Origin of the sequence: Rudanella lutea DSM 19387 (genome assembly GCF_000383955.1) — a bacterium.
GTDB lineage: Bacteria > Bacteroidota > Bacteroidia > Cytophagales > Spirosomataceae > Rudanella > Rudanella lutea.
In genome coordinates this window covers 2,419,793-2,440,089 of the sequence record NZ_KB913013.1, presented here as the reverse complement: position 1 = coordinate 2,440,089, position 20,297 = coordinate 2,419,793, and the positions used below count along the sequence as shown (strand labels likewise).

At 53.8% G+C, this 20,297-nt stretch carries 20 protein-coding genes; 9 read left to right on the top strand and 11 right to left on the bottom strand.

Features of this window, described 5'->3' with window-relative positions:
• Positions 1-6 precede the first annotated feature (6 nt).
• The 5 genes from RUDLU_RS0110105 to RUDLU_RS0110085 all read left to right on the top strand — a co-directional run bounded on the left by RUDLU_RS0110105 (position 7) and on the right by RUDLU_RS0110085 (position 3,961).
• Positions 7-468 carry a hypothetical protein gene (locus tag RUDLU_RS0110105; RefSeq protein ID WP_019988257.1) on the top strand — a complete coding sequence of 154 codons (462 nt, stop codon included), beginning with the start codon at positions 7-9 and terminating at the stop codon, positions 466-468.
• A gap of 58 nt (positions 469-526) precedes the next feature.
• Positions 527-1,528 (top strand): hypothetical protein, encoded by a 1,002-nt coding sequence (locus RUDLU_RS0110100; protein WP_019988256.1) that lies wholly within the window; start codon positions 527-529, stop codon positions 1,526-1,528.
• Positions 1,529-1,701: 173 nt separating this feature from the next.
• Positions 1,702-1,935 (top strand): DUF4160 domain-containing protein, encoded by a 234-nt coding sequence (locus RUDLU_RS0110095; protein ID WP_019988255.1) that lies wholly within the window; start codon positions 1,702-1,704, stop codon positions 1,933-1,935.
• A gap of 4 nt (positions 1,936-1,939) precedes the next feature.
• Positions 1,940-2,179 carry a DUF2442 domain-containing protein gene (locus tag RUDLU_RS30605; RefSeq protein ID WP_019988254.1) on the top strand — a complete coding sequence of 80 codons (240 nt, stop codon included), beginning with the start codon at positions 1,940-1,942 and terminating at the stop codon, positions 2,177-2,179.
• A gap of 27 nt (positions 2,180-2,206) precedes the next feature.
• Positions 2,207-3,961: a phospho-sugar mutase gene (locus RUDLU_RS0110085; protein WP_019988253.1), complete on the top strand. Its 1,755-nt coding sequence runs from the start codon at positions 2,207-2,209 to the stop codon at positions 3,959-3,961.
• Between the two features lie 105 nt (positions 3,962-4,066).
• Here RUDLU_RS0110085 and RUDLU_RS30015 read toward each other — a convergent pair whose 3' ends face one another.
• Positions 4,067-4,213 (bottom strand): hypothetical protein, encoded by a 147-nt coding sequence (locus tag RUDLU_RS30015; RefSeq protein WP_019988252.1) that lies wholly within the window; start codon positions 4,211-4,213, stop codon positions 4,067-4,069.
• A 44-nt stretch (positions 4,214-4,257) separates the two neighbouring features.
• On the bottom strand, positions 4,258-4,512 hold the full coding sequence (locus RUDLU_RS0110075; protein WP_019988251.1) for a hypothetical protein: 255 nt from the start codon (positions 4,510-4,512) through the stop codon (positions 4,258-4,260).
• Between the two features lie 105 nt (positions 4,513-4,617).
• On the opposite strand from RUDLU_RS0110075, the gene RUDLU_RS0110070 reads away from it, so the two are divergent.
• From RUDLU_RS0110070 to RUDLU_RS0110060, 3 genes are all read left to right on the top strand, one after another.
• Positions 4,618-5,655 carry a glycoside hydrolase family 130 protein gene (locus tag RUDLU_RS0110070; RefSeq protein WP_044129406.1) on the top strand — a complete coding sequence of 346 codons (1,038 nt, stop codon included), beginning with the start codon at positions 4,618-4,620 and terminating at the stop codon, positions 5,653-5,655.
• Positions 5,656-5,691: 36 nt separating this feature from the next.
• Positions 5,692-6,729 (top strand): biotin synthase BioB, encoded by a 1,038-nt coding sequence (gene bioB, locus RUDLU_RS0110065; RefSeq protein WP_019988249.1) that lies wholly within the window; start codon positions 5,692-5,694, stop codon positions 6,727-6,729.
• 219 nt (positions 6,730-6,948) lie between these two features.
• Positions 6,949-7,143: a cold-shock protein gene (locus RUDLU_RS0110060; protein WP_019988248.1), complete on the top strand. Its 195-nt coding sequence runs from the start codon at positions 6,949-6,951 to the stop codon at positions 7,141-7,143.
• A 158-nt stretch (positions 7,144-7,301) separates the two neighbouring features.
• Here RUDLU_RS0110060 and RUDLU_RS0110055 read toward each other — a convergent pair whose 3' ends face one another.
• Positions 7,302-7,808, bottom strand: coding sequence for a metallophosphoesterase family protein (locus RUDLU_RS0110055; protein WP_019988247.1), 507 nt, complete (start codon positions 7,806-7,808; stop codon positions 7,302-7,304).
• A 20-nt stretch (positions 7,809-7,828) separates the two neighbouring features.
• Positions 7,829-9,508, bottom strand: a complete 1,680-nt coding sequence (locus tag RUDLU_RS0110050) for a fatty acid--CoA ligase (protein ID WP_027302929.1) — start codon at positions 9,506-9,508, stop codon at positions 7,829-7,831.
• 596 nt (positions 9,509-10,104) lie between these two features.
• Here RUDLU_RS0110050 and RUDLU_RS0110045 point away from each other — a divergent pair.
• Complete coding sequence (locus tag RUDLU_RS0110045) at positions 10,105-10,869, top strand: M12 family metallopeptidase (protein WP_019988245.1); 765 nt, start codon at positions 10,105-10,107, stop codon at positions 10,867-10,869.
• A gap of 2 nt (positions 10,870-10,871) precedes the next feature.
• Here the strand turns inward: RUDLU_RS0110045 and rhaT are convergent, their stop codons facing one another.
• The 7 genes from rhaT to RUDLU_RS0110010 form a co-directional block, all read right to left on the bottom strand.
• The gene (rhaT, locus tag RUDLU_RS0110040; protein ID WP_019988244.1) at positions 10,872-11,906 is read right to left on the bottom strand and encodes an L-rhamnose/proton symporter RhaT; all 1,035 of its coding nucleotides are present in this window, start codon (positions 11,904-11,906) and stop codon (positions 10,872-10,874) included.
• 48 nt (positions 11,907-11,954) lie between these two features.
• On the bottom strand, positions 11,955-12,971 hold the full coding sequence (locus tag RUDLU_RS0110035) for a GntR family transcriptional regulator (protein WP_019988243.1): 1,017 nt from the start codon (positions 12,969-12,971) through the stop codon (positions 11,955-11,957).
• A gap of 70 nt (positions 12,972-13,041) precedes the next feature.
• Positions 13,042-14,478: an FGGY-family carbohydrate kinase gene (locus RUDLU_RS0110030; protein WP_019988242.1), complete on the bottom strand. Its 1,437-nt coding sequence runs from the start codon at positions 14,476-14,478 to the stop codon at positions 13,042-13,044.
• Positions 14,479-14,493: 15 nt separating this feature from the next.
• Positions 14,494-15,783 (bottom strand): sugar isomerase, encoded by a 1,290-nt coding sequence (locus tag RUDLU_RS0110025; RefSeq protein WP_019988241.1) that lies wholly within the window; start codon positions 15,781-15,783, stop codon positions 14,494-14,496.
• A gap of 108 nt (positions 15,784-15,891) precedes the next feature.
• Positions 15,892-18,027 (bottom strand): bifunctional rhamnulose-1-phosphate aldolase/short-chain dehydrogenase, encoded by a 2,136-nt coding sequence (locus RUDLU_RS0110020; RefSeq protein ID WP_019988240.1) that lies wholly within the window; start codon positions 18,025-18,027, stop codon positions 15,892-15,894.
• Between the two features lie 194 nt (positions 18,028-18,221).
• A complete protein-coding gene (locus RUDLU_RS0110015) occupies positions 18,222-19,463 on the bottom strand; it encodes a NupC/NupG family nucleoside CNT transporter (protein ID WP_019988239.1) in 1,242 nt (413 codons plus the stop codon).
• A gap of 91 nt (positions 19,464-19,554) precedes the next feature.
• Positions 19,555-20,253 (bottom strand): LytR/AlgR family response regulator transcription factor, encoded by a 699-nt coding sequence (locus tag RUDLU_RS0110010; RefSeq protein WP_027302927.1) that lies wholly within the window; start codon positions 20,251-20,253, stop codon positions 19,555-19,557.
• Positions 20,254-20,297 lie beyond the last annotated feature (44 nt).

The following is a 20,297-nucleotide window of genomic DNA, read 5'->3' as shown; positions in this document are numbered from 1 at the left end:
AAATGTATGGAAGCCCTCATCAAAAAGCTGAACTTCACCAATCAGGCAACGGCCCTGTTGCTCAATGTGCCAACCGAACTCGCCGACTTGACGGCCGCTTTGGGTGCTCGTACGTCGGTTGCGCAACAGCTCGAATCCACCGAAAATGCGCAGTTTGTGATGGCGTTTGTACAACAACTGAATCAGGTTGAGCAGATGGCCAACTGGGTAGCCTTGCATACCGAGGGCGATGCGGTTGTGTGGCTCGTGTATCCGAAGCAATCATCCAAAAACTACACTTGTGCCTTTAACCGAGATACTGGCTGGGCCTCGATGGGGGCGGCTGGCTTTGAGCCGGTTCGGATGGTGGCGGTCAACGACGACTGGTCGGCCTTGCGGTTCCGGCGGGTTGGGTTCGTGAAAAAAATGACGCGTGACCCCAAAGGTGCCCTGACTGCCGAAGGCCGGAGCCGGGTTGGACTTGGATAAGTAAATAAAACAATTCGCAAAAAGAATAGATAAGTGATAGGACTAGACCCCTATCAAAATGAATGCATTCGTTTGCCGACTCGGGCGGGTTTCGGCCCTGCTATTGAGTGCATGGTTCGGATTAACGGCCTGCAACAACCCCGACCCCAACTTACTGGCCCCCGATTTCGGCGACCGGATCACGTTTATGAGTGCCCGCCAGTACCCCGAGGGCATTACCTTTTCGCCGGTACTCAACCGATTTCTGGTCACGTCGATCACGCAGGGGAAAGTGGGTACTGTCGACGATGACGGCGAGTACATGGACCTGTTCTCTGACGTGCAACTGATCAGCGCCATTGGCATCAAAGAGTTTGGCGGTAAAATTTATGTTTGCAACGGCGACCAGGGCGTGTCGAGCAAGAGTACAGCTCAAAGTCGGCTCCGAACAGCCGGTTTGTTTGTGTACAACCTGGCCACCAATCAGGTTGAACGCCGAGTCGACCTCGCGGCTTTGCTTCCCAACAGTCAACACTTTGCCAACGATGTAGCCCTCGACCCGCAGGGTGTAGCGTACGTGACCGACTCGTTTGTACCGGTGGTGTATCGGGTTGGGGCCGACGGGCAGGCAAGTGTGCTGGTCAACGACCCGGTGTTGGCTCCGCCCACGGGGCAGTTTGGGCTCAACGGCATTGTATACCACCCCGGTAATTTCCTGATTGTGGCCAAAGCAGCTACCGGGCAGTTGTACAAGATTAACCTGGCCAGCAACAACGCCATCACCGAGATCACCGGCTTGCCCACCCTGACCGGGGCTGATGGCATGACTCTGGTTGGTACCGACCTGTACGTGGTGAACAATCGAAATCGGGTCACCCAGCTCCGTAGCAGCGACAATTGGGCTACGGCCAGCACCGTGAAGGTGGATGAGGCCGGGTACGAGGGGGCTACCACCAATGCCGCCTACAATGGGCAGATTTACACGCTTAACGGCCGAATTGGCGAAGTAGGCGCTGCTGCCATGGCGGGTAATCCGGCCAGCCTGACAGCCTCAAGCTATACCATTCAGCGGTTCCGGTAAGCGTAACCCGGCTAACTTATGGGTTGGCATGTGTCATCGTTAGCAGTCTCTATAGCCTTGGTTTTTGATTCATTCGGGTCAGAGACCGGGGCTCTTTTTTGGGGCATTTACCGAAGGCATTGCACTACATACCCCAACACCGTATCTTGCCGGGCCAAAAAGTTCCACTTTCTATGCCTGAAATCTTTCGCGTGTTTGGTTTTCGCTTCCTTTTTTACAGCAACGACCATTTACCTGTTCACATTCATGTTCGGAATGGCGACGGAGAAGCCAGATTTGCTATTAAACCTGTACGTTTGCTAGAGAGCAAAGGAATGAAGTCAAAAGATTTGAAAGTTGCAGAAGGGTTAGTGGAGGAAAACGAGGATATAATTGAGCAACGTTGGAAAGAATTTTTCAATCAGTAATGTAATGAATAACCAACCGCATTTTACCGCCAGGCGAGTCTGGTTTGACGAGGAACGTATTTTTGTTGAACTGAACGATGGACGAATCGTGGGAAGTCCTCTACACTGGTTCCCGTTGCTGGATAAAGCTACGCCCCAACAGCGGAATCATTATGAATTGGTGGGAGACGGTTACGCTATCCGTTGGGACGAACTAAACGAAGACTTGTCGGCCAATGGTTTTTTAACGTACTCCCGACCATAAACCTGTTTTTCAAGATAAATCAAAAGTATGACCACTGCAACCATTGACCCAGCCGCACAAATCGAGATTGACCGCTGGCTCACCGGCCCCTACGACGACGACACCAAAGCCGCTATCCGCCAGCTTCAGGCTGAGGGAAACACGACAGAACTGACCGACTCATTTTACCGCTCGCTGGAGTTTGGTACCGGTGGGTTGCGGGGCGTGATTGGGGTAGGCTCTAACCGCATGAACCGTTACACCGTTGGGGCCGCTACGCAGGGGCTGGCCAACTATATCAATACCGCTTTCCCTGGACAGGACGTCAGTGTAGCCATTGCCCATGATAGCCGCCGGATGAGCCCCGAATTTGCCCGGCTCGCGGCCGATGTGTTTGCCGCCAATGGCATTACGGTCTATTTGTTCAGTAGTCTGCGCCCCACGCCCGAACTCTCCTTCGCTATTCGGCAGCTGGGTTGCCAGAGTGGGATTGTGGTGACGGCCTCGCACAACCCGCCCGAGTACAACGGCTACAAAGTGTACTGGAACGACGGTGCGCAGGTAGTAGCCCCACACGACAAGAATATTATTGCTGAGGTCGAAAAAGTACAGTCGGTAGAAGATATCAAGTTTGGTGGAGACCCGGCAAAAATTAAGCTGATCGACGAAGAGGTGGATGCGCCCTACGTGGAGCGTATCAAGACCAACGCCGTTAACCCCGATGTGATTGCCCGGCAGTCGGACCTGAACATTGTGTTTACGCCGATTCACGGTACTGGTATTACGCTTGTGCCCCGCGTGCTCGATGCTCTCGGCTTCAAGAATGTAAGCGTCGTAGAGGCCCAGGCAACCCCCGATGGGAACTTCCCGACCGTAAAATCGCCCAACCCCGAAGAGCGGGCAGCCATGCAACTCGCGCTCGATCAGGCGCTGTCGCAAAACGCGGATCTGGTGATGGCTACCGACCCCGATGCCGACCGAGTGGGGGCAGGTGCCCGGAATCACCATGGTGAGTTTGAGTTGCTTAATGGCAACCAGATGGCCAGCCTTATTATTTTCTACCTGCTGCGGGCCTGGCGCGATGCCGGTAAACTGACCGGTAACGAATTTGTGGCCAAAACCATCGTGACCACCGACCTCATCGACCGCATGTGCGAGCGGGCCGGGGTGCCTTGTTACAATACACTGACGGGCTTCAAATACATTGCTCAGGTGATTCGGGAGCTGGAAGGGCAGCAGCAGTTTATTGGTGGGGGCGAAGAAAGTTACGGCTACCTTATCGGTGACTTTGTGCGCGATAAAGATGCCATTGCTTCCTGCGCGATCATTGCCGAGCTGACTGCCTACGCCAAAGATCAGGGCCTTAGCCTGTTTGATCTGCTGATGGAAATGTATCAGGAAAACGGCTTCTACTACGAAGGTCTCGTGTCGCTGACCAAGAAAGGGAAGTCGGGTTCCGAAGAAATTCAGCAGATGATGGCCGATTTTCGCGCTAATCCGCCGAAGCAGATCGCCGGTTCGGAAGTCGTGCGGATTGATGATTATAAAGCCCTCACCCGAACCGAAAACGGCCAAACCAGCCCGATTGAAGCCGGTAAAATGGGCATCGAATCATCGAACGTATTACAGTTCTTCACCGCCGACGGTACCAAAATATCGGCTCGGCCCTCGGGAACGGAGCCTAAAATTAAGTTCTACGTATCGGTCAATGAGCCGCTCAACAGCAAAGAAGAGTTCGATACGGTGTACGCGTCGCTCAAAGCTAAAGTGCAGCGCGTAATCGAGGATATGAACTTGAAATAAGTACGCAATGCATAATAATGTATAATGAAGAATGCGTAATGAATAATGGTAGGATAGACTCCTGTTTACCCCATTATTCATTACGCATTCTTCATTATACATTTATCACTCCCCCTCTGCGGGCATATCCGGCGCCTTAGAGCCCTCTTCGGTGGTCCGGTCGCCGTATGAGCTGGCTGCCGACGACTGCGTTTCGCTGTCGGGTGCCGTGCTGTTATTGTTATCCTGCTGATTTTGTTCGTTCGGTTGCATATCGGTTGTTTGGTGTTGGATAGCGTCTTGAGTACCTATCCGGTTTAGAAATCTGACCGACCGGTCGAAGTCGTATCATTGTCGAAATCTTCCTCCAGCTCGTCGCCCAGCGGGTCGGTATTGTCATCATCTTCTTCATCCAGAAGCTCGTCGTCGTCCATATCGTCGCCCCGACCTACGGCATCGGCATCGGTAGCGCCATAGCCGGCCGTCGACCCTGAACCCAGATCGTCGTATTCCGCTCCGCCCCCCTGGGATGTTATGGCCAGCACCTCGTCGGTATTTGGTTGGTAGTTCATACTGCGTTGTTAGTTTTTGTTGAACAAAACGGGTAAGTGTGTGCTTGTAGCCAAATAACCCCGCTGATCGAGCCCCGTTGCAAGAACTGAGGGAATGGCCCAACGATGAAAAACTACACCTTACGACGACTTTCTGACCAGCCTATTATCCGTACGGCTGATGTTCGGCCTTCTATGCCGGGCTTTCAGGTGCTGGGTGCTTTCAACCCGGCAGCCTGCCGTTTCAACGACGAAATCATTTTGCTACTGCGGGTAGCCGAAGGCCCCGTAGCCGAGCAGATTGAGCCGGGCTGGCTGCATATTCCGGTTCTCGAAGATGCGGACGGATTCCCGCAATTGGTGGTCAAACGGTTCCATGAGCCCTCCACTCCGTACGATCCGCGTGTGGTAACGCTCGAAGGAACCGTGTACCTTACCTCGATAAGTCACCTGCGCGTAGCCCGCAGCCGCGATGGAATTCATTTTCAGATTGACCCGAAGCCGTTTCTGTTCCCGGCCCGTGCCGATGAGGCATTCGGTATCGAAGATGCCCGCATTACGTTTCTGGAAGGTACTTACTGGATTACCTACACGGCCGTGTCGGCGCATGGACCCGCGGTGGGCCTCGCCAAAACCACCGATTTTGTCCATGTCGAACGGGTTGGGCTGGTATTACCACCGCCCAACAAAGATGTGGTCCTTTTTCCCGAACGCATCAACGGCAAGTACCAGATGCTGCACCGACCGATGGTGTCTGAAATTGGTAAACCTTCGGTATGGCTGGCCGAGTCGCTCGATGGCGTACACTGGGGAGGCCACCAGTTTGTGTTTGGCCCCACTACACACAGTTGGGAATCAATGAAGATTGGTGCCGGGCCTGAGCCCCTGCGAACACCTGAGGGCTGGCTGGTGTGTTATCACGGCTCTGACCCAACGCACCGCTATGGGCTGGGGCTGGCCTTGCTCGACCTCGATACCCCCTCGCGGGTACTCTACCGAACCGATGCTCCGTTGCTTACGCCCGAGCTTGATTGGGAGCAGAACGGGTTTTTCCCGAATGTAGTATTCACCAACGGCTGGGTACCGCAACCCGATGGCTCGGTGTTGGTTTATTACGGCGCGGCCGATTCGGGCGTGGGTGTTTGTGCATTGGAATGGCGCTAAACTCCATATCTTTGGGTATTCATTCGCTTATTCATTATGACCTCAAACCTGCCGACTCTTGACGTTGCTCAGGAACTCCGCAATGACTGGACCCGCGACGAGATTGGTGCGATCTACAACTCCCCTGTTCTGGACCTGATTTACCGGGCCGCTACCGTACATCGGCAACACCATGACCCGCAGGAGGTACAAGTCTGTACGTTGTTGTCGGTCAAAACGGGCGGATGCCCCGAAGACTGCGCGTATTGCCCGCAGGCAGCCCGGTACCACACCAACGTGAAGGTACACAAGCTCCTCGAAGTAGGCGAGGTGCTCGAAGCCGCCAGCCGGGCCAAAGCCTCGGGTAGTTCGCGTTTTTGTATGGGGGCTGCCTGGCGCGAGGTGCGCGACAATAAAGACTTCGACAAAGTGCTCGATATGGTGCGGGGCGTTAATGCCATGGGTATGGAAGTATGCTGTACCCTCGGCATGCTGACCGATAGCCAGGCGCAGAAGCTGAAAGATGCGGGTCTGTATGCCTACAATCATAACCTCGATACGAGCGAAGAATACTACGGGGACATTATTTCGACCCGTACGTACGATGACCGGCTCGAAACGCTGGGTCACGTTCGTCAGGCGGGTATTTCGGTTTGTTCGGGTGGTATCATCGGCATGGGCGAATCGCACAATGACCGGATCGGAATGCTGCACACCCTGTCTACCCTGCCCGAGCATCCGGAGTCGGTGCCGGTTAATGCGCTGGTGCCGGTAGAAGGTACCCCGCTCGAAGATCAGGAGCGGGTATCGGTTTGGGAAATGGTTCGGATGATTGCCACCGCTCGTATCATCATGCCCAAAGCGATGGTCCGGCTCTCGGCGGGGCGCGTGCGCATGAGCACCGAAGAGCAGGCTCTGTGTTTTCTGGCCGGGGCCAACTCTATTTTTGCCGGCGATAAACTGTTGACTACACCAAACCCCGGCGATGATGCCGATGGGCAGTTGTTCCAGACGCTTAATATTCGGCCGCGGGAAGCCTTCAAAAACGAATCGACGGGGCAGGCCGCGGTAAAATTTGAGCAGATTCCGCTCTAATCCAGCATAGTTGCCAACTTTTTTGCCCAAAACTGAAATTTTTTCATTTAAAAATCAGTACTTTACCAAAAAAACAGGCAGAGTAGCTTATTTCAGCGTCTTTGACAACCGACTAATAAGGGAATTCTCGTCGCATAGGTTCAGTAGTGAACGGCAATGGCGTTAGGTCTGTTACAGAATGAAGCGTACAAGTTTTTTTAATTAACAAGTTAATTTCTAATGGCACAGACCGGCAAAGTTAAGTTTTACAATGAGTCAAAAGGGTTTGGTTTTATCAAGCCTGATGCGGGTGGTCCCGACGTGTTCGTTCACGCTACGGGTCTGATTGACCAGATCAATGAGAATGACGTCGTAACGTTCGACGTAGTAGAAGGTCGCAAAGGATTGAGCGCAGAAAACGTAAAGAAAGCATAAGTCTGCTCTGAAGACATAACAAAAAAGCCCGCAACCGCGGGCTTTTTTGTTTTATGTAGGGTTTTGCTCAGGGTATGCTCTGTTCCGGTGCTGATAACTTGGCTTGAACATGAACAAGATTGAACCAGAAACGATAAACTAAAAACCACAACTGTACATCAGCGCTTACCCAGTTCAATAACCTGCATATCGCGAATATGGCCACTGTCGAGCGTGAAACGCAGGCAAGTGCGTATCTGATGAAAGCCCGTTCGGCCACAAGCCCCCGGGTTCATATACAGCAGCCGCTCGGTGTAGTGCCCGCGCAGGACTGGGTCGCGCATGACACTCAGAATGTGCGAATGCCCACAGATAAAGACATCGGGTGGGTTGCGCTGTAAAATTGGCCGCACCACCGGATTATACCGCGGAGGCTTGCCGCCAATATGCGTCATCCAGATCGTGAGCCCTTCCAGTTCAAACCGCTGATTGGCAGGCCACTCTACCGATTCGTTGTCGATGTTACCGCACACAACCCGCACCGGCCAACGCGCCCGCAGTCGGTCGATGACATCGGGCGAGCCAATGTCGCCCGCGTGCCACAGCTCGTCGCAGGAATCAAAGTGGGTGAACACCTGCTCATCGAGGTAGCTGTGGGTGTCGGAGAGTAAGCCAATACGGGTCATAAAGCGCACGTTGGGTTGGTTCAGCCGCCCATGAGCAGGTCTTTCATCTCAGAGCGAATCCGTTTCTTGTCAATTTTACCGACGCTTGTTTTCGGAATTTCGGGTACGATTACAATGCGGTCGGGAACATACCATTTGTTTAACTCACCCCGCTCGGCTTTGGCTTGCAGCGCTTCCCGAATGGCATCGGTTGAGGGGCTCATACCCGCTTTAGGCACAACCAGTGCGTACGGGCGTTCGCCCCACTTCTCGTCGGGTAAGCCCACAACGGCGGCCTCGCCTACGCCCTCCTGTTGAGAGAGCAGGTCTTCAATTTCAAGCGACGAAATCCATTCGCCCCCGGTTTTAATAACATCTTTGGTGCGGTCGGCAATCATCAGCCAGTGGTCGGGTGTGATGCTGGCAACATCGCCGGTATGCAACCAGCCCCCGCGCCACAGTTCTTCACTCCGCTCAGGCTCTTTGTAGTAACCCTGGGTCATCCACGGCCCCCGCGCCACTACCTCGCCCAGCGACTGCCCATCGTGCGGGACAAAGTTACCTTCGTCGTCCATCAGCCGAATCTCGACGAAGGGAGCAATGCGGCCCGCCCGGGTCCGAAACTCTACCTGTTCATCGGGTAGTAACTGCCGTTCCTTTTCGTTGAGGTAAGTCAGGCTCATAATGGGTGCCGTCTCCGACATACCATATCCCTGATACAGCTCAATGCCGAGATCGGCTGCTGCTTTGGCCAAGCCTTTGGTCAGAGCCGACCCGCCGATAATAACCCGCCATCGACTCAGCTGCGCCTGAAACTGCCGGGCGGCCGGGCTGTTTACAAGCATGGTCATGATGGTTGGTACGCAGTGGGAGAACGTGACGCCTTCTTTGAGTAATAGCTTCAGCAGCATTTCGGGTTCGTACCGGCCGGGGTACACCTGCTTGGCCGAAAACATCGTTGCCAGAAACGGGAACCCCCACGCGTGTACGTGAAACATCGGCGTGATAGGCATGTATACATCCTTTGCCGACTTGAAAGACACGAATTCATACGCCGATACACAAGCCATGAGACCCATGGTGTGCATGAATAGCTGGCGTTGCGAGAAATAAACGCCCTTTGGGTTGCCCGTAGTACCTGTGGTGTAGAACGTGGTGGCCCAACTGTTTTCGTCGAGGTCTGGAAACTCGTACGTATCTGATTCCTGCGCCAGCAACGATTCGTACTCGCCCGCAAAACCGTTGGGCACCGTAACGGCCGATGGGTCGGTATAGGCTTTGTCGGAAATAACGACGTAGGTCTCAACGGTACTCAACTGCCCTTTGAGAGCTTCAATAATGGGTAAGAAGTCTTCGTGTACGAGGACAATTTTATCCTCCGCGTGATTCATGGTGTAAAGAATCTGAGCGGGCGACAATCGGATGTTGATTGTGTGCAGAATGGCCCCGATACCCGGTACTGCAAAAAAACACTCCAGATAACGGTGGCTGTCCCAGTCCAACACGGCTACGGTATCGCCTGCACCAACCCCCAGTTTACCCAGCAGGTTGGCCAGCTGCCGTACCCGGCTGTTGAAGGTGTGGTAATTCATACGGAACAGATCGCGATACACGATTTCACGGCCGGGTTCGTACTTAAGCGACTGCGCCAACAGAGTTTTTATCAGTAAGGGTGGCTCCTGAGCTGAGGACGTACGGGGAATTAGTTTCGTTGTTGACATGATGAATTCGTATTGCCTTTTGCGAAGATATAATTGTCTCGTTCCTCGACACGATTTTGGGGCAATAACTTTTATTTGGCCCTGTGTTTGCTATGAACCTACTTAAGTACGTTTCCAGCCATGTTTTTGTGGGGTTCACTTCTCTGGTGGCTATTATTTAATAAGTAGTTTACTTATTAATTTACAGAAGAAGGGAAAGTTGCATAAAAAATAAGATTACTCTAAAAATGTACGTATGAGGAATCCACCTTAAGCACAAATCCGTAAAATACCCCAAGGCAGTTAATCACTGTGTAAATAAAGATTATCCGTCGCACGGCAGGTCTTACTTGCAGATTATAACCCTGTTACCTATATCGATTTAGGGCGTCTTAAGTCGGCTATTTTGTGGGTATATACCTGTTTTTATTTACATAAATCAATTTAATAACTGCTGATACACAAAATGGAGAAGAGCCTGTTTTAAAAGAGAAAATTATTGATTAAATATGGCTCATAATTAATTTGTTAATATGAGAAAGACGTTTTCTACTTCAACTGCACTTTTTTCACTCTGTTTCCTGGCAAGCTGTACGCTGCAGGATGACTCAACCTCCATGTTTCTGACCCCCAAAGAAACGGTCACGATTGAACAGGCTTACCCTGGTCAGATTGGGGTTGCCCAAAAAGGCTTTTGGCATGAGCAGGAGGTTGGGTACCGATCGGTAAATGGCGAGGCTATCGTAGACGGTGATATTGTTATCCATCCGGATGAGTTATCGGAGCATAGACTACCCCAAACCGAATCGACCGGGCGGACCCGGTCGACGGCCAAGTGGCCTAACAATACAATCGTGTATCAGGTAGATCCTTCGGTACCGAATCCGCAGTGGGTCGATCAGGCCATTGCGCATTGGCAGGCTGTTACCCCCATCCGGTTCGTTCGGCGGACTACCGAACGCGCCTATGTGCTGTTTCGGGGAGGGAGTGGCTGTTCATCCAATGTTGGGCGCATCGGTTCGCTTCAGTACATCACGTTATCCTCAGCTTGCTCGGTTGGAAACATCATTCACGAAATTGGGCATACCGTGGGGTTGTGGCATGAGCAAAGCCGCGCCGACCGCGACGCGCACATTACAATCAACACCCAAAATATTCAGACGGGCTACGAGAACGACTTTAAAACCTACATTCAGACCAATTACGATGGCTTTGACTTTGGGTCGACCCTCGATTTTGGCTCAATCATGATGTATGGGCCTTACACATTCTCGAAGAACGGGCAGCCGACCATCACCCGGAAAGATGGTTCGTTGTTTTCTATTCAGCGCGACGGCCTCTCGCCAACCGACATTGCTACGGTTCGGCAAATGTACCCCTAGTATCAGAGCTGACTGCCCATTCCGATCAGAATCGTAGACAGCACAATGAGGGCCAGTCCGGTGTACACGACTCGATACGTGGCCGGGCTGGCCCCTTTCCATTCTTTGAGGTACAAACCCCACAAGGTGCTGAACGTGATGATGAAGGCCATGTGCATGGTCCAGCCGGCATACCGGAACTCGGCGGGTAGATACGCATCGCCCATACCGTAGAAAAAGAACTGAAAGTACCAGGTGGTGCCTGCCAGAATAGCCCAGAGGTAATTGTTGGCCAGGGGTTTGTCTTTGGCCAGATAGTCGCCGAAACTCTTGTTGCGCCGGTTCAGGGCCATGCACCAGATAAAATTGGTGGTAAAGCCACCCAGAAGCAGTACGGGGTACACGGCGTTGTTCTGAAAAAGTGGGTTGGTACCACCTTGCAGGGCGAGTTCGGCAATGGGTTTACCGGCGGTGAGGCCAAAGTTGAAACAGGCACTCAGAATCCCTGACACGGTAGCTACCACGATTCCCTTCCGCAGGTTAAACTCGGCTACCGTGGCTTTCTGCTCCTCGGGGTTTAGCTCTTTTTCTTTACGAACCCCCGCAATGCCACAGATTCCAATGCCAATAAGGCATACCAGCACCCCGGCAAGCGTAAACTGGCCCGTACGGGTGGTGATAAGGTCGTTGAATTTGCCGTCCCATATTGGGGGAACAAGCGTTCCGAAGGCCGAGCAGTACCCGAGGGCTACGGCCATCCCGAGCGAAATGCCCAGATACCGCATACTGAGGCCGAAGGTGAGGCCACCAATGCCCCAAAGAACCCCGAAAAAGTACGTCCACCACAGGGTCGATTGGTCGGCATTGGTAATGGATTCAAGCGGATTGCTGACAGTGAGCCAGCTCATGAGCCAGGGGACCAGAATCCAGGAAGCCACTCCCCCTACGATCCAGGCACTTTCCCAGGCCCACTCGCGTACCCGACGGAACGGAATATAAAAACTGCCGGACGCGTACCCGCCCAGTGCGTGAAAAAAGACACCTAAAATGGAAGACATACAGGGTATTGGGGCTTAGTTAAGTACAGAATAATCGTCAAAGGTTGGTTACAGTGATCGGCGTACAATAAGCCGAAATGGGTTTTCGATGTGTTCGTGCCGGTCGCTCAGGATGAGGTCGGCGGCTGTACGGCCCATGTGAGCATGATCGGTCGAGATTACGGTGATTCCGTCGAGCAGGACTTCTTTGAGAGGACTCTCATTGTATGACAGGATTCCGACTTCTTTGCCTACCTCATAGGCGGTATCCTTGGTCTTTTTGATGAGCGTAACCAGATCCTCTTCCATCAGGTTGATATACGCACAGTCAGGTTGTACCACCAGCTCGTTTACTTCGTGTACCACCCGCGCATTGAACCCGTAGGCGTGGCAAAACGCGTAAAATCCGTTCAAAATCCCTTTGTCGTAATAGCTATAGGCCGGAAACAGAATGTTGAGCGTGGAGTACTTACGGAGCAGGGGTAGGGCGTCGGTGAGGGCTTGTGTCAAGTCTTTCTCGAAATTCTGCACCACCGACCCGTACTGACCCGTAAGACCATCAATAGCTTTATCGAGAACAATCAGCTTATGCTTGGGCAACTGATTGATCAGGTCGACAGCCCGCTCGCTTTGGTCCAGAAAATGCGGGATAATCACGTAATGCGTATAGCCATGTGCGTGGCCGAGCAACAGGTTCTTGAACAGCCGGAAGTCGTTGTTGTAAATAAAAAAATCAATGGCCACGTCGGAGCCTAAACGCTCCACAAAGGCGTCGTAAATGATTTTTTTATGCGGGCTGAGCTTGTTGAACAGAAGGAAGATCTTCTGGGTGCGGCCAAACTTGGTGTGCTGAATGTAAAACCCCTTACCCTGTACCCCACCAATCAGCTCCTTTTCTTTCAGAACCTCGTAGGCCCGTTCTACAGTGCGCTTGCTAATTTCAAAATGCGCGCACATTTCGTAAATCGATGGCAGTTTGTCGCCGGGGAGTATGTCGTTTTGCTCAATGCCCTCGATAATCGAATTAACAATCTGCAGGTATTTGGGCGTGCTCGAAAAATCGTTGATTGCAATCTGGTTCAGCATACAAAAAGTGGTCCGGCCCTCATGGCTAAATGGTCAGGAGCCGGGTAAACTACTGACATCCGATAACGCTTTATTTGGATTCGTAGCGCCGTAGTGATACCAGCCCTGCCCGAACGGGCTGCGAATTCCAGTACGGGTGAATAGCCAACGCAGCTCCCAGCGAACTTGCCTGCGGTACCGATGCGGCATAAACCGCTACATCGGGGAAGGCGGCAGCCAGCAGGTGCATGTAAATGGGGTTCTTGCCAAAGCCGCCATCGACATACAGATTTTTGAGCGGATACTCACCCGCCGTTTGGCCGGTAGGCAGCACCAGGGCCGTTGATACGAGTTGCTGTGCCACCAGATCGAGCATTAGTTGGTGGTACGCTTCGTCGTACGTGGCAAACGAGGTCAGGTCGCGTTGCCGGAACCGGGTTTCGGCCAGCGAGGGGAGTAGTTTAGGCGCAACCATGCCGCCTTCGTGCTCAGGCGCGGGGTCGATACCCGTATCGGCTTCCTGCAATTGCCGGATAAGGTCGGCCTGGTATGTTACCTGCTTGTAGTGGTCAACAGGAACGTTGAAGTGGGTGGCCAGCCGTTTCACCTGCGACTCGTGCTCGTAGCCCGCAAAGAGCCGGCTCGCTTTCACGGGCTGTCCTTTGTAGTGCATATAACACAGGCAATCGTACTGCAACTCTTCGGCGGTGAGGGGTTGGTGGTTAAACGGATTCATGCTCACGCACCAGGTGCCCGTCGAGATGAGCACAAACGGCCGGTAGTCGCTGCCCTCCTCAAAACTGGCGAGGTAGGGAATCAGAGCGGCCGAACTGTCGTGCAGGCCCACGCCCACCGGTACCGACCGTTGGCCGATCTGTACCGGCTGGGCCGAGTCGGAAGGGACAAGCGGAGCCTGATACCGGTCGAGTTGCTCCGCAATCACCCAATGGTGATACTGCTGTTGGGTAAAATCCCAGAGCAGTGTGTGGCAACCTACGCTGGTGAGGTCGGCTACGGCCCGCCGACTAATCAGAAAGCTCAGAAACTGCGGCAGGTGCAGGGCGTATTTGAGCTGAGCAAACCGCTCTGGGTACTCGTGTTTGAGCCGGTACAGTTGCAGGCCGGAGTTGAGGCTGTCGAGCGCGGGCGAGGCCGTCTGGACCGAAATAGATCCCTCAGGACCGTAATCGGTGTAAAACTGTTGGCGCAGGTTGGCCGGGTAAGGTTTCAGGTAATTGGAAAGCGGCCCGATGGGATTCCCCTGTTCGTCGATGTAAACCAGACTGGCACCGTACCCCGAAAAATTGATCGCCTTAATATCAAACTGGGGTAGGGCCATGATTTCCCCTAAAGCCTGGTTTAGCCAGGCCATCAGAGCGTGGAGGTCCTCGCAGGGGTCGCCATCTTCGTCGGTAATTTCGTCCATTGAAGTCGACGTTTCCCAGACGATCTGGTATTGTTCATCAAACAGAAAGACCTTTTTGTTCGTCTTGCCGACGTCGAAAATGGCGATAACAGGAGTAGGCATCGGAATAAAGAAGGGTTAGAGACCAGTGGCAACCGTTTTGGCGCCACGCTCCCGAATCAGGCTGTCGCGCACGTTGAGTTGCCGGAACAAGGCGAGCGGGTCGAGGGCGCCCCCAGCCCGCCGACGGGCTTCGGCTACGAGCGGGCGTACATCGGACCGGAACACATCCTGCAATAACTCCTGGGCCTGTACCACATCGTTGGCTTCGCGGGCTTCTTCGAGGGCCACCCGGTCGACGAGCAGAGCCTGTGCGTAGGCAATCTGAATGGCTTCGACGCTCTGAAGCAGGTCTTCGAGAGGGTCTTTTACGTTGTGGCTGGCATCGATCATCCAGCCCAGATCGGTGGCGTGGTTCATGCCGTGGGCATCCATCCCGTCGACCAGCTCGTTGAAAATCAGGAAGAGCTGGTAGGGTTTGATGCTACCGGCGGTCAGGTCATCGTCGCCGTATTTGGAGTCGTTGAAATGGAAGCCTCCGAGTTTGCCTTCCTGCAACAGAATAGCCACAATCTGCTCAATATTGGCATTGGGCAGGTGGTGCCCCAGGTCGACAAGGGTGTAGGCCTTCGGGCCGAGTTTGCTGGCGTACAGGAAACTGCTGCCCCAGTCGCCTACGGTCATCGAATAAAAGTTGGGTTCAAAGGCTTTGTATTCGACAAACATCTTCCAGCGGGCCGTATCGCTGTCGGGTGGGAGGGCGGCATAAATTTCGTGCAGGCTCTCAAGCGTGCGCTCAAAGGCTTTGCGGAAGTTAAGCTGCCCCGGAAAGCAGGAACCGTCGGAAAGCCAAACGGTAAGGGCCTGGGAGCCGAGGGCTTCGCCGTGCCGGATTACCTCAATGTTGTGGTCGATGGCTTGTTGCCGCACGGCTTTGTCAACGTGTTGCAGCGACCCAAACTTGTAACTCAGCCGCTGATCGGGCTGATCCTGAAACGTATTCGAGTTAACCGCGTCGAAAGCTAGGCCGTGACTACCGGCCTGTTGCCGAATAGCGGCTACATCCCTGGGGATATCCCACGGAATATGTAACGAAATGGCCCCGCTGCTGCGGTTGAGCGCGTGCAGCAGGCCTACATCATCAATTTTTTCTTCCAGACTGCGGGGCTCTCCACCTCCCGAAAACCGCCCGAACCGGGTGCCGCCCGTACCGAGTGCCCAACTGGGAATGGCAATCTGAAAATCAATTAGTTTCTGAATGACAAACTCTGCTTTCTCGACCTCGTTGGCCCAGTAAGAGAGCTTGCTCCGGTGCAAATCGGACCGGAGCTGATTATGGTCGGCAATGTATTGAGGGTTCAGGAGCATACAGGTAATACGATTGGAACACGAAGTAAACAAAAAAGGAACAAGGGACTGATGGGGCAGCTTTCCTTGTTCCTTTTCAACGGGTTACGATACGTCTGATTAAATAATTTACCGAACAAAAGCCATGGCCACCCCGCCGTCGACGTTCAGCACGTTGCCGGTCGATTTGTCGAGTAGCCCCCCCACGTAGGCGAAGCAGGCATTGGCAATATCATCGGGCAGAATGACTTCATTGAGCAGGGTGCGCTTGGCGTAGTAAGCGGGTAGCTCTTCCACACTCACCCCGTAGGCTTTGGCGCGGCCCTCGGCCCACTCGCCCGCCCAGATTTTGGAGTCGGCAATCACGGCATCGGGGTTCACTACGTTGACCCGAATCCGGTCTTTGCCGAGTTCGGCGGCATTCAGGCGGCTCAGGTGCATTTGTGCGGCTTTGGCCGATCCGTAGCCGGCATTGTTTGGCCCCGATACGAGGGCGTTTTTGCTCACAATGTTCAGCACATCGCCCCCGAGGTTCTGCTTGCGCATAATAGCTACGCCGTGCTGCGTGACCAGAAACTGACCTTTTACCAGTACGTCGTACAGCAGGTCCCAGTCTTTCTCGGTATGTTCTTCAATGGGCTTCGAAATAGACAGACCCGCGCAGTTGACCACAATGTCGACTCCGCCAAACGCCAGGGCTGCTTTCTCGAATGCTTTCTGAATAGCCTCGGCGCTGGTTACGTCGAGGAGGGCCGTTGTGTGGGTATCGCGACCGTACTGCGCTTTAAACTCCGCATCGGCGCTGCTCAGCCGGTCGGCGTCCATATCGTTGATAATCACACAGGCTCCCTCGTTGGCAAACTTACGGGCAATGGCCTTGCCAATGCCTCCGGCGCTGCCGGTTACGAGCGCAATTTTGCCCGACAGGGGTTTGGGCTTCGGCATCCGCTGAAGCTTGGCTTCTTCGAGGAGCCAGTATTCAATATCAAATGCTTCCTGACGGGGCAGCGAGGTGTATTCCGACACGGCCTCGGCGCCCTTCATCACGTTGATGGCGTTGATGTAAAACTCAGCCGCTACCCGGGCCGTTTGCTTGTCTTTGGCAAACGTAAACATACCCACACCCGGCCACAGAATGACCACCGGGTTGGGGTCGCGCATGGCGGGGCTATTAGGGTGCTTGCAGCTTTCGTAGTACTCGGCATACATAGCCCGGTAGGCCGCAAAGGCAGGTTCGAGGCCGGCCTTGATTGCCCCGCTATCGCTCACATCGGCGTCGGCGGGCAGGTCGAGTACGAGCGGGCTGATTTTGGTGCGCAGGAAGTGGTCGGGGCAGGAGGTGCCCAGCGGAGCCAGTCGGCTCAGATCGGCGGAGTTGGTGAACTCCAGCACGCGCTCATCATCGGTAAAATGGCCGATCATGCGGGTGTGGCCTGAGCAGAGGCCGCGCAGAACAGGCGCTAATGCGGCTGCCTGGGCGGTTCGGTTCTCGGCGGGTAAGCTCTGCCGGATGGCTCCACCAAATACAGACCGGTTTTTGCCGAAATTGTCTTCCAGATATTCGGCGCAGCGCTCAATCACTTCGAGCGTATTTACGTAGCTTTCGTAGGCGGTGTCGCCCCAGGTAAACAACCCGTGCGAGCCGAGCATGATGCCCCGGATGCCCGGATTGTCGGCAAGGCACTGCTCCAGTTGCAGACCCAGGTCGAAGCCCGGCCGTTGCCAGTCGACCCAGCCAATTTGCCCGTTGAAGAGCTCCTGCGTGATGCGCTTGCCGTCTTTGGCCGCAGCAATGGCGATGGCCGCATCGGGGTGCAGGTGATCGACGTGTTTGAAGGGCAGAAACGCGTGCAGGGGCGTATCAATCGACGGCGCTTTGGAGTTGAGGTCGTAGATGCAGTAGTTGAACAGTTCAACCATTTCATCTTCAAACGCCAGCCCGCGGTACCGCTTTTTGAGGGCATGGAGCCGGTTGAGGTACAGAGCCGCCAGGCCGCTTTTCTTGAGCGTACCAATATCGCCCCCGGAGCCTTTTACCCACATGACTTCGGTTGGATCGCCGGTGAGTGGGTCAGGCGACGTCACTTTGCACGACGTATTGCCCCCGCCGTAGTTGGTCAGCCGGAGGTCGGCCCCGAGCAGGTTGGATCGGTAAATAAGAAGCCCTACTTCATCGCCTTCCAGCGCGGCAGCTTTGGCATCGTCCCAAAGGTAGCTCACGTGTTTGAACGATGAGGGTTGATAGGTGTTGGCTTGGGTAAGCATACTGGTACGAGTCGAGTCAGAGACGGATTAGAAGGACGTATAACGGTCCGGTATATCAAAAGTATGTCGACAGTAAAGCAAAACTTTCACCTACTTTCCTCGGTATTGCCGAAAGAAAAATGACAAAAAAGAGGGGAGAAGGTCTGGTTTATCCGCCCTTCTCCCCTGAATGTCTGATGGTAACGTTGGGTTACTTATAGCAAAAGTCCGGCCAAAGTAGCCGACATATAACTCGCCAACGTGCCGCAAATCAAGGCTTTAAAGCCCAACCGGGCCAGGTCGCTCCGGCGGTTGGGGGCCAGCTCGCTGATACCTCCCACCTGAATGGCAATCGATGAAAAATTGGCAAATCCGCACAGGGCGAAACTCACGATAGCCACCGTTTTGGGGTCGAGGGTGCCCTTTACCTTCACCAGATCGAGGTAGGCTACAAACTCATTGACCACCATCTTGGTACCCATCAGGGCCCCGGCTGCCTGCACATCTTTGGTCGGAACACCCATGGCCCAGGCAAACACGGAGAACAGACCACCCAACAGGTAGTTGAGACTCAGCTCTGACGTACCGAAGATGTAAAACCCAATACGGAACAGGATGCTGTCGAGCAGGGCAATGAGCGCAATGAAGCCAATGAGCATGGCTACTACGTTAAAACCAACTTTGAGGCCCTCGCTGGCCCCGGCGGCAATGGCGTCGAGCAGGTTAGCGTGGCTTTTCTTGATGTCCAGCTTTACGACGCCCTGTGTTTCCGATACTTCGGTCTCAGGAAAGACGATTTTGCTGATGACCAGCGCGCCCGGAGCCGCCATAATACTGGCAGCCAGCAGATACGGAGCCGGTACCCCCAGCGATACGTACACGGCCAACACCCCGCCCGCAATACAGGCAAAACTGCCCGACATAGAGGCCAGCAACTCGGAGTTGGTCATATTTTTGAGGTAGGGCTTCACCATGATCTGTGCTTCTACCTGACCCACAAACGTACTGGCAACGTTGGAGAGGGCCTCGGCTCCGCTCACACCCATCAGCCATTTCATACCGCGGGCCATCACGGCCACTACGCGCTGCATGATTCCCAAATGGTAGAGAATGTTGACAAGCACCGCCACAAAAATGATGGTAGGAATGATCGAGAAAAAGAAGATAAAGTTGTTGCCCGGCCCGAACGCCTTACTCAGTACGTCGGGCTTAACGAGGGGCGAAAACACAAATTCGGCCCCTTTGCCTGCCTTGCCCAGCAGCCGCTCAACGTAGTACCCGATGGTCTGGAAAATTTGCTGCCCAAGCTCGGTTTTAAGGACAAACACAGCCAGCCCAAACTGAAGGGCCAGCCCAACGCCAACGGTTCGGTAATTAATGGCTTTACGATTGTTCGACATTGCGTAGGCAATGCCCAAAATGAGGACTATCCCGATTAGCCCGGTAAAACGCTCCATGCGGTGAATCTCTGATTACGGTTTGGCTCGAAAGCCCGCGAAGATACAGCTTGAACCCGACTAATACACTACCTGCGCCGGGCAACCTGACTCACAGCAGATTTAGCCGGTTCATCAACTCGGCTTTGTTGGCCCGGCTGATCGGAATCACCTTGTTCGCTACTACCAGCGTATTTTCTTCTATATCGACAATTTTGTCCAGATGAACGATATACGACCGGTGTACCCGCATAAACTGAGAGCCCAGTTTTTCTTCCAGGTACTTCATGGTCGCGTAGATAATGTGGGTCTGGGTAGCCGTAAAAATTTTTACATAGTCGCCGGTATTTTCAATGTACGAGATTACCTCGAAGGGTAGCCGGATGTAGCGCCCGTCGGTTTTGATGTAAATTTCCTGCCGTTCGGGCCCTGTTGATGCAGTAGCTTTGGCCCGCGCGGCCAGGTCGATTACCTTCTCAACTGCCAGATTGAAGCGCGGCAGTGTGACCGGCTTCTTCACGTAATCGGTCACCTGATACTGAAAGGCATCGTAGGCATACTCGGTCTTGCTCGTTGTCAGGATGACGTACGGGGTCGATGAGAGCTTCTCCAGCAGATCAAAACCCGTGAGGTCGGGCATTTCAACATCAAGCCAGATTAAGTCGACGGATTGCTCAGACAGAAAATCCAGCGCCTTTTGGGCGTTGTCGAATGTGGCCAGTAATTCCATGGACTGATGTTGTTCGCAAAATCGTTGCAACGATTTGCGGGACATCAGCTCGTCTTCAACAATAATACAAGTAAGAGACATACGTACTCAGATCGGATTAAATGGAGGATATGTAGATGTCGTGT

What these genes read in the sequence shown, in the direction of transcription:
- RUDLU_RS0110105 (WP_019988257.1), top strand. Translation starts at nt 7, where the DNA reads ATGGAAGCCCTCATCAAAAAGCTGAACTTCACCAATCAGGCAACGGCC.
- RUDLU_RS0110100 (WP_019988256.1), top strand. Translation starts at nt 527, where the DNA reads ATGAATGCATTCGTTTGCCGACTCGGGCGGGTTTCGGCCCTGCTATTG.
- RUDLU_RS0110095 (WP_019988255.1), top strand. Translation starts at nt 1,702, where the DNA reads ATGCCTGAAATCTTTCGCGTGTTTGGTTTTCGCTTCCTTTTTTACAGC.
- RUDLU_RS30605 (WP_019988254.1), top strand. Translation starts at nt 1,940, where the DNA reads ATGAATAACCAACCGCATTTTACCGCCAGGCGAGTCTGGTTTGACGAG.
- RUDLU_RS0110085 (WP_019988253.1), top strand. Translation starts at nt 2,207, where the DNA reads ATGACCACTGCAACCATTGACCCAGCCGCACAAATCGAGATTGACCGC.
- RUDLU_RS30015 (WP_019988252.1), bottom strand. Translation starts at nt 4,213, where the DNA reads ATGCAACCGAACGAACAAAATCAGCAGGATAACAATAACAGCACGGCA.
- RUDLU_RS0110075 (WP_019988251.1), bottom strand. Translation starts at nt 4,512, where the DNA reads ATGAACTACCAACCAAATACCGACGAGGTGCTGGCCATAACATCCCAG.
- RUDLU_RS0110070 (WP_044129406.1), top strand. Translation starts at nt 4,618, where the DNA reads ATGAAAAACTACACCTTACGACGACTTTCTGACCAGCCTATTATCCGT.
- bioB (WP_019988249.1), top strand. Translation starts at nt 5,692, where the DNA reads ATGACCTCAAACCTGCCGACTCTTGACGTTGCTCAGGAACTCCGCAAT.
- RUDLU_RS0110060 (WP_019988248.1), top strand. Translation starts at nt 6,949, where the DNA reads ATGGCACAGACCGGCAAAGTTAAGTTTTACAATGAGTCAAAAGGGTTT.
- RUDLU_RS0110055 (WP_019988247.1), bottom strand. Translation starts at nt 7,808, where the DNA reads ATGACCCGTATTGGCTTACTCTCCGACACCCACAGCTACCTCGATGAG.
- RUDLU_RS0110050 (WP_027302929.1), bottom strand. Translation starts at nt 9,508, where the DNA reads ATGTCAACAACGAAACTAATTCCCCGTACGTCCTCAGCTCAGGAGCCA.
- RUDLU_RS0110045 (WP_019988245.1), top strand. Translation starts at nt 10,105, where the DNA reads ATGTTTCTGACCCCCAAAGAAACGGTCACGATTGAACAGGCTTACCCT.
- rhaT (WP_019988244.1), bottom strand. Translation starts at nt 11,906, where the DNA reads ATGTCTTCCATTTTAGGTGTCTTTTTTCACGCACTGGGCGGGTACGCG.
- RUDLU_RS0110035 (WP_019988243.1), bottom strand. Translation starts at nt 12,971, where the DNA reads ATGCTGAACCAGATTGCAATCAACGATTTTTCGAGCACGCCCAAATAC.
- RUDLU_RS0110030 (WP_019988242.1), bottom strand. Translation starts at nt 14,478, where the DNA reads ATGCCTACTCCTGTTATCGCCATTTTCGACGTCGGCAAGACGAACAAA.
- RUDLU_RS0110025 (WP_019988241.1), bottom strand. Translation starts at nt 15,783, where the DNA reads ATGCTCCTGAACCCTCAATACATTGCCGACCATAATCAGCTCCGGTCC.
- RUDLU_RS0110020 (WP_019988240.1), bottom strand. Translation starts at nt 18,027, where the DNA reads ATGCTTACCCAAGCCAACACCTATCAACCCTCATCGTTCAAACACGTG.
- RUDLU_RS0110015 (WP_019988239.1), bottom strand. Translation starts at nt 19,463, where the DNA reads ATGGAGCGTTTTACCGGGCTAATCGGGATAGTCCTCATTTTGGGCATT.
- RUDLU_RS0110010 (WP_027302927.1), bottom strand. Translation starts at nt 20,253, where the DNA reads ATGTCTCTTACTTGTATTATTGTTGAAGACGAGCTGATGTCCCGCAAA.